The organism is Clostridium nitrophenolicum (assembly GCF_055391695.1).
The window spans coordinates 4,671,204-4,684,090 of record NZ_AP042469.1; the positions used below are offsets into that span (position 1 = coordinate 4,671,204).

Annotated in this window: 12 protein-coding genes and 1 pseudogene; all 13 read right to left on the reverse strand. The window is 31.9% G+C overall.

Annotated features, from left to right (window positions below; translation table 11 throughout):
- Positions 1-5 precede the first annotated feature (5 nt).
- Complete coding sequence (gene ybeY / locus ACZ5N4_RS22120; protein WP_464204653.1) at positions 6-506, reverse strand: rRNA maturation RNase YbeY; 501 nt, start codon at positions 504-506, stop codon at positions 6-8.
- A 15-nt stretch (positions 507-521) separates the two neighbouring features.
- Positions 522-2,603: an HD family phosphohydrolase gene (locus ACZ5N4_RS22125; RefSeq protein ID WP_464204654.1), complete on the reverse strand. Its 2,082-nt coding sequence runs from the start codon at positions 2,601-2,603 to the stop codon at positions 522-524.
- 31 nt (positions 2,604-2,634) lie between these two features.
- Positions 2,635-3,819: a sporulation protein YqfD gene (yqfD, locus tag ACZ5N4_RS22130; RefSeq protein ID WP_464204656.1), complete on the reverse strand. Its 1,185-nt coding sequence runs from the start codon at positions 3,817-3,819 to the stop codon at positions 2,635-2,637.
- A complete protein-coding gene (gene yqfC, locus ACZ5N4_RS22135) occupies positions 3,812-4,096 on the reverse strand; it encodes a sporulation protein YqfC (RefSeq protein WP_178906050.1) in 285 nt (94 codons plus the stop codon). The genes yqfD and yqfC overlap by 8 nt, the downstream gene beginning before the upstream one ends.
- Before the next feature lie 91 nt (positions 4,097-4,187).
- Positions 4,188-4,633: pseudogene (locus ACZ5N4_RS22140) on the reverse strand (GatB/YqeY domain-containing protein).
- 27 nt (positions 4,634-4,660) lie between these two features.
- The gene (rpsU, locus tag ACZ5N4_RS22145) at positions 4,661-4,837 is read right to left on the reverse strand and encodes a 30S ribosomal protein S21 (RefSeq protein ID WP_066618478.1); all 177 of its coding nucleotides are present in this window, start codon (positions 4,835-4,837) and stop codon (positions 4,661-4,663) included.
- A 271-nt stretch (positions 4,838-5,108) separates the two neighbouring features.
- Positions 5,109-5,453, reverse strand: coding sequence for a histidine triad nucleotide-binding protein (locus ACZ5N4_RS22150; RefSeq protein ID WP_464204657.1), 345 nt, complete (start codon positions 5,451-5,453; stop codon positions 5,109-5,111).
- A 114-nt stretch (positions 5,454-5,567) separates the two neighbouring features.
- Complete coding sequence (mtaB, locus tag ACZ5N4_RS22155; RefSeq protein WP_464204658.1) at positions 5,568-6,869, reverse strand: tRNA (N(6)-L-threonylcarbamoyladenosine(37)-C(2))-methylthiotransferase MtaB; 1,302 nt, start codon at positions 6,867-6,869, stop codon at positions 5,568-5,570.
- A 77-nt stretch (positions 6,870-6,946) separates the two neighbouring features.
- The gene (locus ACZ5N4_RS22160) at positions 6,947-7,705 is read right to left on the reverse strand and encodes a 16S rRNA (uracil(1498)-N(3))-methyltransferase (RefSeq protein ID WP_464204659.1); all 759 of its coding nucleotides are present in this window, start codon (positions 7,703-7,705) and stop codon (positions 6,947-6,949) included.
- Between the two features lie 21 nt (positions 7,706-7,726).
- Positions 7,727-8,662: a 50S ribosomal protein L11 methyltransferase gene (gene prmA / locus ACZ5N4_RS22165; RefSeq protein WP_464204660.1), complete on the reverse strand. Its 936-nt coding sequence runs from the start codon at positions 8,660-8,662 to the stop codon at positions 7,727-7,729.
- Between the two features lie 202 nt (positions 8,663-8,864).
- The gene (dnaJ, locus tag ACZ5N4_RS22170; protein ID WP_464204661.1) at positions 8,865-9,995 is read right to left on the reverse strand and encodes a molecular chaperone DnaJ; all 1,131 of its coding nucleotides are present in this window, start codon (positions 9,993-9,995) and stop codon (positions 8,865-8,867) included.
- A gap of 297 nt (positions 9,996-10,292) precedes the next feature.
- Positions 10,293-12,149: a molecular chaperone DnaK gene (gene dnaK, locus ACZ5N4_RS22175; RefSeq protein WP_464204662.1), complete on the reverse strand. Its 1,857-nt coding sequence runs from the start codon at positions 12,147-12,149 to the stop codon at positions 10,293-10,295.
- A 123-nt stretch (positions 12,150-12,272) separates the two neighbouring features.
- Positions 12,273-12,887: a nucleotide exchange factor GrpE gene (grpE, locus tag ACZ5N4_RS22180; protein WP_464204663.1), complete on the reverse strand. Its 615-nt coding sequence runs from the start codon at positions 12,885-12,887 to the stop codon at positions 12,273-12,275.

The following is a 12,887-nucleotide window of genomic DNA, read 5'->3' on the forward strand; positions in this document are numbered from 1 at the left end:
ACTTGTTATCTAGTTAGATGAAATTTATTCAATATCTCCTCTTCTCTTTTTCTCATAATATCTTTCTCTTCTTCTTCCATATGGTCATATCCAAGTAAGTGTAAAACAGAGTGCACTGTAAGATATGCTGCTTCTCTTAAAAATGAATGCCCAAATTCCGTTCTCTGTTCTTCCGCTTTTTCTAGCGACAAAACTATATCTCCTAATATTAAATTTCCATCATCTAAATCGCTTAGGTGAAATTTGTGACTTAAATACACATCTTTAAACACAGAGCCTTTAGAATATTCTAACATGGGGAAAGAAAGAACATCTGTAGGTTTATCAATATTTCTATTTTCTCTATTTATTTCTCTAATCTCTTCATTATCCACAAATACAACACTTACCTCACAGGGTATGTTAACTTCTTCTTCTCTTAATGTATATTTGATTATTGACTCTATAGTTCCTTCTAATTCTTCATCAACACAAATTTTATCTTGTCTATTATCTATAAAAATCATTTTTCCGCTCCTCTGTTATATATTACTGCTTTTGGCTTTGTCCTCTGGATATTCTATTCTCTGGTGATATATTCCTGTTAGAACTTTTAAAAAAGCACATTTAATTATGTTGATATCTTTTAAGGTTAAGTCACAGTTATCAAGCTGCCCCTCATTTAGCCTATCTTTTATAATGTTACTTACCATTTCTTCAATTTTAGACTTAGTAGGTTCACTTATGGACCTCACAGCAGCTTCTACGCTATCTGCAAGCATTATAATTCCTGCTTCTTTTGTTTCAGGTGTAGGTCCTAGATATCTAAATTCCTCTTCATTTACATCCTCTGGCTTTTCACTGGAGTTTTTTGCTGTAACATAGAAATACTTAACCAGTGTTGTACCATGATGCTGCTCTATTATATCTCTTATAACTTTAGGAATTTTATATTCTCGAGATAGTTCTACTCCATCTTTAACATGGGATGTTATTATAAGAGTGCTTAAATTAGGAGTAATTTTATCATGTGGATTATCATTTCCCAGTTGATTTTCTTTAAAAAAATAAGGTCTCTTTATTTTACCAACATCATGATAATAAGCTGAAACTCTTGCAAGCACTGGATTTCCACCAACTTCTTCTGCTGCAACCTCCGCAAGATTACCAACTAAAATACTGTGGTGATAACTTCCTGGCGCCTCAATTAGCAGCCTCTTTAGCAGTGGGCTATTAGGATTAGATAGCTCCAATAGCTTTATAGTAGTTACTATATCAAAGGTACTTTCTAAAAATGGTAGGAAACCTATAGTTAATACACCAGATAATATACTGGCTATACATGAATACATAGCTCTTTTGGTTACATCTACAACATTATTGCTAAGTAATAATCCTAATGAAAAAGTAAAGATAACATTAATCACTGCTATATATAGACAAGAATATAATATATCATTTCTCTGCTGCATTTTCTTTAAAATTATCGCACCTATCACTGCATTTACTACAGCTAAAGCAGTAATTTCTATATTAAAATTTACTGCTCCACTTATCAGAATACAGTTCAACATATTTATTGTTAAAGAAATTTTATGATTTACTAAAAGAGTAAAAAGCATTGGTATACAGGCAAGTGGAATCAAAAATGGTGATACCACTGAAAAGGTTCTTGCCAAAAGTATAGATATACAGCTTAATACATTTATCATTATGAGTTTATTTGTATTATTATATATACTACTATGATATCTTGATAAATAAAACCATTCTAATCCTATTACTAAAAGTATTACTATACTTAAACTAATATATACATACCATTGAAAATGAGAGTTATCATTTAAAAGTCCTAAGTCTTTAAGCAATTCTATCTGATACTTTGTTATTGGTTCTCCTTCTTTTATTATTGTTTGATCTTTCTTTATCATAACTGGCGGAACTTTTTTTCGGGCTTCTTCTTTTAGTTCCTCTGTTTTGTCTTTGTCATAGAAAAAATTAGGAGATATCTGGGAATAAGCTATGGTTATCACCATATCTCTAAGTGATTTTGAAAGCTTTGAAGAATTTACTGTAAATAATATATTTTCCTTAGCTTTTTTTATATCCTCAAGGTTGTCCTTCTGACTATTATCACTTATATTATTATTTTCATAAAGCTCAGCCATAGTTGTATTCAGGAAATTTTGCATTGCTTTTAGATCTTCCTTACTTAATTTTACTAAAGTTAAATAGTCTTCATCCGATAAACTGATCTCAGAACTGCTTTTTAATGTTTGTACTTTGTCTCGCTCTTCTCCTGCCGAATCTTTTATTTGAAGTAATTTAGTAAAGAAAGTGTTTATCCTATTTATTACTTCTGTTTTCACTTCTGTTTTTTTGCTATACTGAATTGGTACGGAATCAACAGCTTGCTTAATTCTTGCTTCAGTAGATACCTGATCCTTCACCTCTCTTGGAGCCTTAATATCCAATCTAGCAATATCGCCTTCTGCTAGATTGTATCGTTTAGTAACTAAGGTAGTAAACAATACTGAGTATATAAAAATAAATGTTAACATAAAAGTCAAAATTCTGTTAGTTTTTTCCCTACCAAAAAGTCTCTTTAGTGATATTTTTTTCATTTCAACCACCTTTTATCCTAGTAAATTAGCTCTACTGCTGATTTTGTTCCTGCTGTACATCTTGATTCTGCTGTTCAGGAATTTTCTCTTCCAAAACCACGTTTTCTTCTGCCACAACTAAAACTCTTACAACATAAGTATCTCCAGCTTCGTAGTTTACTATTTTATCTATAATTTTAACAGACTTATCTAGATTTGCACATATTTTTGAGTAAAGTTCATTTGCAGTATCATCCACAATTTTTTTAGCATCTCCATGTATTGTAGTTTCCTTTATTTCATAATAGGTCTCTTTTTTAATAAAAAGTTTGTTATCTTCTATTCTATCATACTTATTAAATTTATTTACAGATTTTTTTAGATATATATTTTTCCCTTTTATGTTTAAATATATATTCTCAATTTTATTTCCTGTTCTCTCTCTTTTAACAGTATCAATTTTTACCTGCTTGACTTCTTCATAAAAAGTTCTACATATTACATCGCCAACAGCATGAACTTGATAAGTTGCTCCTTCCTTTCCTTGTTCTCCTTTAACTAATACTTGACCTTTTCTTATCATGTCACCTTTTTTTACTACGGGCGTACCTGCTTTAGTGTAAACTCTTACAACCTCACCATCCTTTCTTGCTACTAAATTACATGGACTGCCTTCTGCAATAATATTAGGTGGCGATTGTCTTTCTGCTGCAGAAATTTTCAATTGAGCTCCCTCTACTCTTGCTCTAACCCACATTATATTCTCATTATTTTTTATGAGCTTTTCCTCTATATCATAAACATTTACATTTCTTTTATTTATTCCTGGCTTTATTCCAAAAGAACTTAGCTGCTGTCTTATTTCATAAGGAGATAAATTATGATCTACACTTATCTCAATATTCCAAATAAAAGTAGATAGATAATATAATATCCCCATAAATAGTAGTATACCTAAAACTAGTGCTATTCTTCTTTTTATTTTAATAAGAAAGAATGCAAATCCTCTTCTTTTGATTATTTTAATTTTTGTCTTTGTCTTTTTAGCTATCTCTTCAATTTTATCATAATCTCTTAAATTAACATCCATAATCATAGTAGTAATATTTTCTTTTTTTAAGTTTTTTATATGAACACCATTCTTCCACATCAGGTTAACAAATTTTTCAGGTATTAGGGATTGAATCTCTATAGTAATTATACCACTTTTATATTTTTTAAAGCTAAATTTACTCATTTCCTTCATAAACAATAGATTTGAATTTTCCTCCTATTGTTATGGTACTTCCACCCATAAACAATATTTCAAATCTCTCTCCATATATTGATATTAACCCTACCCCTGAATTAATTTTAACCTGATTTTCACCAAAGAGTACAACACCCTTATGATTCTCTATAACTATTTCATTACCACCGGTAACCGTGATTTTAGGCATATTAAGTATTATATCTCTAGGCAAATCTAATTTCTCTGCAATATTTTGCTTTGTCCTATATACTTTGTCCTCCACTTTACCACCCCTAAAAATTCTTTCATATTAATTTATGAGGCATAAATTTAATAAATGACAAAATAAAAAAGGTTGAGAACATCTCAACCTTTTATTTATTCAAATATTGCTTTACAATTTGACTTACAAGTTTACCATCAGCTCTGCCTTTAGTATCAGGCTTAACTGCAGCCATAACTTTACCTATGTCTTTTATGCTATTAGCTCCCACTTCACTAACTGCCTGTCGAACAATTTCGCAAATTTTCTCTTCGCTTAACTGCTGAGGAAGGTAACTTAACAAGATCTCTATTTCAGCATTTGCCTTATAAATTAAATCCTGCTTATTTCCCTTTTCAAACTCCAGTATAGCTTCGCGTCTTTGCTTAACTTCTTTTGATATTAGTTCATATATCTCTTCATAGTCAAGCTTTCTATCATCAGTTTTTCAACTAATAAAATTGCAGCCTTAGCTATACTTATTGTATCAGCTTTTAATTTATTCCTGGATTTCAAAGCTTGCTTCCAGTCTTCCTGCAGCTCTTCTTTAAGAGACATTATTTAGTACTTTTTTTCAAAAGAATTCTATTTAAATTTTCTCTTTCTTGCAGCTTCTGATTTCTTTTTTCTCTTTACGCTTGGCTTCTCATAGTGTTCTCTTTTTCTAACTTCAGAAAGAACACCAGCTCTAGCACATTTTCTCTTGAATCTTCTTAATGCACTTTCTATTGTTTCGTTTTCTCCAACTCTTATTTCTGACATATCTTATCCCTCCCTCCGCTAGCTCAATTTAATTTTAAAAATTAAATGCAGCCTGTGGGTCACATAGCACATTGTTTATTATACAACATTAGCTTAGAAGCTGTCAACAATTTCATTGCATATTTACAATATAACAAACTTGGTATTATTAATGAAACTCCTTCTCCTATTGTCAAATGAGTACTCGCTGAGTAAGCGACTCACTCCAAATCAGAGATTTGGGTTCGCTGCTTAACCGATCATCTCAAAATCAAAGATTTTGGATGCCTGCTTAACCTGGAGGCCATTGAAGTGATCTGCCACCTAAAATATGAAAATGAATATGAGGTACTGTTTGCCCTCCATCTTCTCCACAATTAGAAACAATTCTATATCCTGTTTCATCAACACCTAACTTTTTAACAATTTCTTTAGCAGTTACAAATATATGTGCTATAACTTTTGAATCTTCTTCACTAACTTCATTTAAACTACTTATATGTTTTTTAGGTATTATAAGAACATGAACTGGAGCTCCTGGATTTATATCTTTAAAGCTTAAAACCATATCATCTTCATAAATTTTTTCACATGGTATTTCACCTTTTACTATCTTACAGAAAATGCAATCTTCCATAATTTCACCTCCTTTGACTTTATAGTATTCAATATAAATCTAAAATATCCTCCTAAAATTAACCAACAATTTTAAAAAATATGCCTTGTAATGTAATTTAATCAGATATTTCCTTTAAATTAGCTCTCCTATTATAAATTCTTTTTTAACTTCAGCTAACTTAGTTTTTACAATCTTTCCTTCTATATCATAACTATTTTTTGATACTACCTTAATATAATTAGGTGTATACCCTTCATAGGAGGATTCTTCCCCATTGTGTTTTTGTTCATACAGAACATCCATAGTCTTCCCAATTAACTTATTCATAAATTGTTCTTCCAGTTTCGCGTCTAATTCAATAAGCTTACTGCTTCGTTCATCTTTTATGTTTCCATTTACCTGTTCTTGCATTACAGCAGCTTTTGTCCCTTTTCTTGGGCTATATTTAAACACATGCATTTTTGAAAGCTCTATACTCTTTAAAAATTCATATGTTGTATTAAACTCCTCTTCAGTTTCTCCAGGAAAACCAACTATTATATCTGTAGTTATAGAAACATCTTTTATATTTTTTCTTAGGCCTTCAACTATATCTTTATATTCCTTTGTTGTATAACGCCTATTCATCCTCTTAAGAGTCTCATCACAGCCACTTTGTAATGATAAATGAAAATGTGGACAAAGTTTCTTTAACTCACTAAGATTATCTATAGTTCCTTCTGTAAAGAATTGTGGGTCAATAGATCCTATTCTTATTCTTTCAATGCCTTCAATGTTATCTAGTTCTTGAAGTATTTTCACTAAGCTCCAATCTCCTTCTAGGTCTGCACCATATGAAGCTATATGTATACCTGAAAGAATTATTTCTTTAAATCCGTGTTCCGCCAGCTCTTTCGCCTCACTAATAACCTTATCTGGTTCTTTACTGCATACTGCTCCTCTAGCGAATGGAATTAAGCAATAGGAGCAAAATCTATTACAACCATCTTGGATTTTTAAAAATGCTCTCGTTTTGTCTTGATATTCGCTTATATTTAAATCCTCAAAAACATTATTTTTAAGTACATCGTTAACCTCAATTATCTTTTCTCGTTCTTCCCTTGCTCTATTTACCCAATATACTATATCACCTTTGTTTCTAGTACCAAGTACTACATCAACACCTTCTATTTTGGATACTTCCTCTGGAGCAATCTGTGAATAACATCCAACAACTGCTATTACCGCTTCCTCATTTTTTCTTCTTGCTCTGTTTGCCATTTGTCTAGATTTTTTATCACCAATATTTGTCACAGTACAGGTGTTTATAACATATACATCAGCATACTCTTCGAAAGGTACTAGTTCGTACCCTTCCTTTTTAAATCTTTCAGTCATAGCTTCAGTCTCATACTGATTTACTCTACAACCTAAAGTGGTAAAAGCGACCTTCATTAAATTCTTCCTCCTTTTAGTCGGAACACTGGGTAACTTAAGATTTTCGCTTCCGCTCACAAGTTACCCGTAAAAGTTCATTTGGAACTTTTACCTCCTAAATCTCCTAGCTCATACATTATTAAGGATGTACATACAAAACCTGCAGTTTCTGTTCTAAGTATTCTAGGTCCAAGAGTAATTATATAGGCACCTAATTCTTTTAGAACATTTATCTCCTCTTCTTCAAATCCACCTTCTGGTCCAATTATTATACCAATTTTATTTATACTATTTTGAGCTATGTCTCTCACAACTTTTTTTATTCCATATCCTTCTTCATTTTCATAAGGAACTAAAATTAAATCCAATTCTTTAAGTTTTTTTAAAAGCTGTTGAAATTCTAAGGGACCATTTATTTTTGGTATTATACTTCTTTTACTCTGTTTACAGGCTTCAAGTGCGATCCTTACCCATCTATCTAGCTTTTTAAATTCTCCTATTTCATTCTTAACTATAACTCTCTCAGTTATTATTGGAGTTATTTCTTGCACCCCAAGTTCTGTAGCCTTTTGCACAATTAAATCCATTTTACTTGATTTAGGAAGTCCTTGAAACAGGTAGATCTCTACTGGACTTTCATTATTTAAATCTAATTTTTCTGTTAGGCTTACAATAACTTCTTTTTTATCTATTTTCTCTATAATCCCCAAAAATTCTTCGCCTTCATAGTTATTTATACTAACTTTTTCACCTTCATGAAGTCGTAAAACCTTATATATATGTTTTACATCATCACCTTCAATATATGCTCTATCGCCAGTTATGTTATTCTTTTCAACAAAGAACTTATGCATAACATTACCAACCTCTTTCCACTAGTTTTTAGCTACAATACAAACCCATTCTCCATCTACATTTACTTCTTCTATTTTAAATCCACATTCTTCAAGCTTATTTACTACGTCATCTTTTCTTTCTCTTATAATACCTGAAGATATAAATAAACCTTCTGGAACTATGAATTTTTTAACTTCTTCAGTTAGGAATATTATTACATCTGCGATTATATTAGCTATAACTATATCTGCTTTTCCATCAACTACTTCCATTAAATTTCCGTGCATTATTTTTATATTGTCTATATTGTTATATTTAACATTTTCCCCTGCAGATTTTACAGCTACTGGATCTAAATCAACCCCTATTGCTTCCTTTGCTTTAAGCTTTGCTGCTGTAATGGCTAGAATTCCTGATCCGGTTCCTATATCAAAAACTACTGACTCAGGTTTAACATGTTTCTCTAAGGCTTTAATACACATTCTTGTAGTTTCATGAGTTCCTGTACCAAAAGCCATTCCTGGATCAAGTTCTACAATAATCTCATCATCCTTAACTTCATAGTTTTCCCAAATAGGTTTTACTACTACTTTTTCTCCTATCTTAGCTGGCTTATAATACTTCTTCCAATTATTTTCCCAATCTTCTTCATTTACTTTACATACTGTAATTAGTCCTTTACCTTTATCTATTCCAAACTGCTCTAAGTTATTAATACTGTCTTTTATGTATCTCAAGTATTCATCCAGATGTTCATCCTGCTTATAATATCCTTTAACTATTGCACCATCCTTTACAAGTAGTAAAGTTTCATCAAAGTAATCCCAGTCTCCAGGGTTTTTCTTCTTAAATTCTATGTCCTCTGGGTCCTCTATAGATACCCCTTTTACTCCAGTATTGTAAAGTATACCTGAAACAGCTTCTACAGCCTCGCTGCTCGTAACTATCGCAACCTCTATCCATTCTTTATCCATAAGTTACCTCCACAAATTTTAATAATTTACAATTCACGCATAAGGATTTTTTCCGTAAGAAAATAAAATCCTTCCTCATTATCTATTTATAATTACTAACAAATCTACTTTATAATTATAACCTGTCTCTGTCAATATATAATATTATCATAAAAAAACTTTGTTTCTTCTAAAATAGAATTAAGAAGAAACAAAGTTCATGCTATTTAAAACTATCTTTTATTTTATCTACGAAAGATTTTTTATTTCCTTCACCAGTTGGAGTTTCTCCACTAGCTTCCATGAACATTTCTAGAGCTTCTCTTTGCTTTTGATTTAGATTTTTAGGTATATCTACTATTACATTAACATATTGATCTCCTCTACCATGTCCGTTAACCCTTGGAACACCTTTACTCTTTAATCTAAATATAGTTCCTGGTTGAGTACCAGCTGGTATCTCATATTTAACATCTCCATCTACTGTAGGGACTTTTATCTCAGTACCTAGTGAAGCTTTAGCAAAGCTTATGTGAGTATCAATATAGATATCAGTACCCTTTCTTTTAAAGGTTGCATGAGGAGCAACTCTAATATTTACATATAAATCTCCTGCTGGACCGCCATTCGTACCATGTTCTCCCTGACCTCTCATAGGCATTACATTTCCTGTATCTACACCAGCTGGAACATTTATTTTTATCTTTCTTTGTTTTCTTACTTTTCCTTTGCCCTTACATTCATTACAAGGATCTGTTATTATAGTTCCTTTACCTGCACACTTATCACAAGTACTCATACTTACGAAGCTTCCAAGCGGTGTATTTCTTTGAGTTCTTACTTGGCCAGTTCCACCACATTTATCACAAGTTTTCGGATTACTTCCTGATTTTGCTCCAGTACCACCGCACTTATCACAACTCTCACTTCTCGTAATATTTATTTGCTTTTCTACTCCAAAAATTGCTTCTTCAAAAGTTAAATTTAGAGTATACTCAAGGTCAGATCCTTTCTCAGGACCATTTCTTCTTCTTCCTCCACCTGAGAATCCACCACCAAAGAAAGAATCGAATATATCTCCAAATCCTCCAAAATCTGAGAAGTCAAATCCGCCTTCAAATCCGCCTCCATTGAAATCAGTTGTTCCAAACTGATCATACTGAGCCTTCTTCTGAGGATCTGATAGTACCTGATAAGCTTCATTTAGTTCCTTAAATTTTTCCTCTGCTTCTTTGTTATCAGGATTTCTATCTGGATGGTATTTTAGTGCTAGTTTTCTAAATGCCTTTTTAATTTCATCGTCACTTGCGCCTTTTTCCAGCCCAAGTATCTCATAATAATCCTTTTTTGCCATCCCTTATTTTTCACCACCTAATTAATAGATTAAATAAAATTATTACTTAAATTTCACTAAAGATTGTACCCTTATTACCACAATTGAAATATAAAATCCCATAAGGCATCTGAAAGAAAATAATAACTCAAAATAGACCATCATACTGGCTAGTTATTTTTTTGAAGATACCTAAACTACTGATGTATATCTGCAAATTGTTTATTACTTAAATTAAGGGAGGAGTATGAACTCTTCCCTTAATCATTGCCAATTTACATTATACACACATATTATTAAAGAGTGAAGAGGAAATAATTATTTATCATCTTCTACTTTGAAATCAGCATCTACTACATTATCATCTTGCTTTGTTCCAGCATTAGTTCCACCCATGTTGTTTGGATCAAAGCCTGCGCCTGCTCCTGCACCCTGTGCATTAGCATCTTGATATAGTTTTGATGAAATTCCGTAGAATGTCTGAGTTAACTCTTCAGTAGCTTTCTTTATAGCTTCTAAATCATTTCCATCTTTAACTGCGTTAACAGCCTTTACTTGATCTTCTATTTTAGCTTTATCTTCTGCTGACACTTTGTCTCCAAGCTCTTTTAATGTCTTTTCAGTTTGATATACAATTTGATCAGCATTGTTCTTAACTTCTATTGATTCTTTTCTCTTCTTGTCTTCTTCTGCATGCTTTTCTGCTTCTTTAACAGCCTTTTCTATTTCGTCATCGTTTAAGTTAGTTGAGGCAGTAATTGTTATATTAGCTTCTTTTCCTGTTCCTTTATCTTTAGCAGATACGTTAACTATACCATTAGCATCAATATCAAATGTAACTTCTATTTGTGGAATTCCTCTTGGAGCTGGAGCTATGCCTGAAAGTGTAAATCTTCCAAGAGTCTTATTGTCAGCAGCCATTTGTCTTTCACCTTGAACAACATGTATTTCAACAGATGTTTGACCGTCTGCTGCAGTTGAGAAAACTTGACTCTTTCTTGTTGGTATAGTTGTATTTCTTTCTATTAATGAAGTAGAAACTCCTCCTAAAGTCTCAATTCCAAGTGTTAGAGGCGTAACATCAAGAAGTAATACATCTTTAACATCTCCAGTTAAAACTCCTGCTTGAATAGCAGCTCCTACTGCAACACATTCATCTGGGTTAACTCCCTTTGAAGGATCTTTTCCTGTAAATTCTTTAACAGCATCTTGAACTGCTGGTATTCTTGTAGAACCTCCAACAAGTATAATCTTATCTATTTGGTCTATTGTAAGTCCAGCGTCATTTAATGCCTTTCTCATTGGTTCGATAGTTCTTTGTACTAAATCATGAGTTATTTCATTAAATTTAGCTCTAGTTAAATTCATATCAATGTGTTTTGGACCAGTTGCATCTGCTGTTATAAATGGAAGATTAATGTTTGTTTGCATTGAAGCAGATAGCTCTATTTTAGCTTTTTCAGCAGCTTCTTTTAATCTTTGAAGTGCCATTTTATCGTTTCTTAAATCTATTCCATTTTCAGCTTTAAAAGTGTCAGCTATATAGTCCATAACTTTTTGGTCAAAATCATCTCCACCAAGTTTTGTATCACCATTTGTAGCCTTAACTTCAAATACTCCATCACCAAGTTCTAGTATTGATACATCGAAAGTACCACCACCAAGGTCGTATACAAATATTTTTTGGTTAGTATCCATCTTATCCATACCATAAGCAAGTGATGCTGCTGTTGGCTCATTTATTATTCTTAATACTTCAAGACCTGCAATTTTACCAGCATCTTTTGTTGCCTGTCTTTGGCTGTCATTAAAGTAAGCTGGAACTGTTATTACTGCTTGAGTAACAGTCTCGCCAAGATAAGCTTCAGCATCAGCCTTTATTTTTTGAAGTACCATAGCTGATATTTCTTGTGGTGTATATTCTTTTCCATCTATATTTACCTTATGATTTGTTCCCATATGTCTTTTTATTGATATTATTGTTTTGTCTGGATTAGTAATTGATTGTCTTTTTGCAACCTGCCCTACTAATCTTTCTCCACTTGCTTGAAATGATACTACAGATGGGGTTGTTCTTGCCCCTTCAGCGTTTGGTATAACTACTGGATCTCCACCCTCCATAACAGCTACACATGAGTTAGTTGTTCCTAAATCAATACCTATTACTTTTGCCATACTAATTTACCTCCTAGTATTAAATGTACTTATGTTTATAAATTTATATTTTTAAGAAATTTTCATTTTTATTGAATATGTTAATATTACTTAAACACATTGCTTGCGAAATAAGATTTGCTCTTAGTTAGCAACCTTAACCATACTATATCTTAAAACCTTATCTCCTCTTTTATATCCTTTTTGGAAAACCTCAACTACTTGATTCTTTCCATATTGGTCATCCTCTATGTGCATAACAGCATTGTGGAAATTTGGATCAAATTCACCTTCATTTGAAATTTCTTCAACACTTAGTTTTTCTAAGGCACTTCCAAACTGCTTTATTGTAATTTCTATACCTTTTTTAATATCTTCTGCGCTGCCTTCTACAGATATAGCTCTCTCTAAGTTGTCAAGAACAGGCAGCATTTCCTTTAATACATCTTCACATGCATCTGTATATATTCCTTCTTTTTCTTTTGAAGTTCTCTTTCTAAAATTATCATATTCTGCATTTAATCTTGCTAATCTATCCTTAAGAGCTTCATTTTCATTTTTTATTTTATTATTTTCATCTAGCAGTTTTTGATTTTCTTCTTTTACCCCATTTAGCAAATCATCAAAGTTGGTTTCAACATCTTCGACTTTTTCGCTATTAACCTCTTCTGCATTATCAACCTCTTGTAAATCTTCTTCTTTTTCTAATGAGTCAATACACTCATTTTCTTCTATTTTTTTATCCTCTTCCTTAATCAT

Excerpts from the sequence above, each read along its gene's own strand:
- ybeY (WP_464204653.1), bottom strand. The coding sequence starts at position 506 with ATGATTTTTATAGATAATAGACAAGATAAAATTTGTGTTGATGAAGAA.
- mtaB (WP_464204658.1), bottom strand. The coding sequence starts at position 6,869 with ATGAAGGTCGCTTTTACCACTTTAGGTTGTAGAGTAAATCAGTATGAG.
- yqfD (WP_464204656.1), bottom strand. The coding sequence starts at position 3,819 with ATGAGTAAATTTAGCTTTAAAAAATATAAAAGTGGTATAATTACTATA.
- dnaK (WP_464204662.1), bottom strand. The coding sequence starts at position 12,149 with ATGGCAAAAGTAATAGGTATTGATTTAGGAACAACTAACTCATGTGTA.
- rpsU (WP_066618478.1), bottom strand. The coding sequence starts at position 4,837 with ATGTCAGAAATAAGAGTTGGAGAAAACGAAACAATAGAAAGTGCATTA.
- ACZ5N4_RS22150 (WP_464204657.1), bottom strand. The coding sequence starts at position 5,453 with ATGGAAGATTGCATTTTCTGTAAGATAGTAAAAGGTGAAATACCATGT.
- grpE (WP_464204663.1), bottom strand. The coding sequence starts at position 12,887 with ATGATTAAGGAAGAGGATAAAAAAATAGAAGAAAATGAGTGTATTGAC.
- dnaJ (WP_464204661.1), bottom strand. The coding sequence starts at position 9,995 with ATGGCAAAAAAGGATTATTATGAGATACTTGGGCTGGAAAAAGGCGCA.
- ACZ5N4_RS22160 (WP_464204659.1), bottom strand. The coding sequence starts at position 7,705 with ATGCATAAGTTCTTTGTTGAAAAGAATAACATAACTGGCGATAGAGCA.
- prmA (WP_464204660.1), bottom strand. The coding sequence starts at position 8,662 with ATGGATAAAGAATGGATAGAGGTTGCGATAGTTACGAGCAGCGAGGCT.
- ACZ5N4_RS22125 (WP_464204654.1), bottom strand. The coding sequence starts at position 2,603 with ATGAAAAAAATATCACTAAAGAGACTTTTTGGTAGGGAAAAAACTAAC.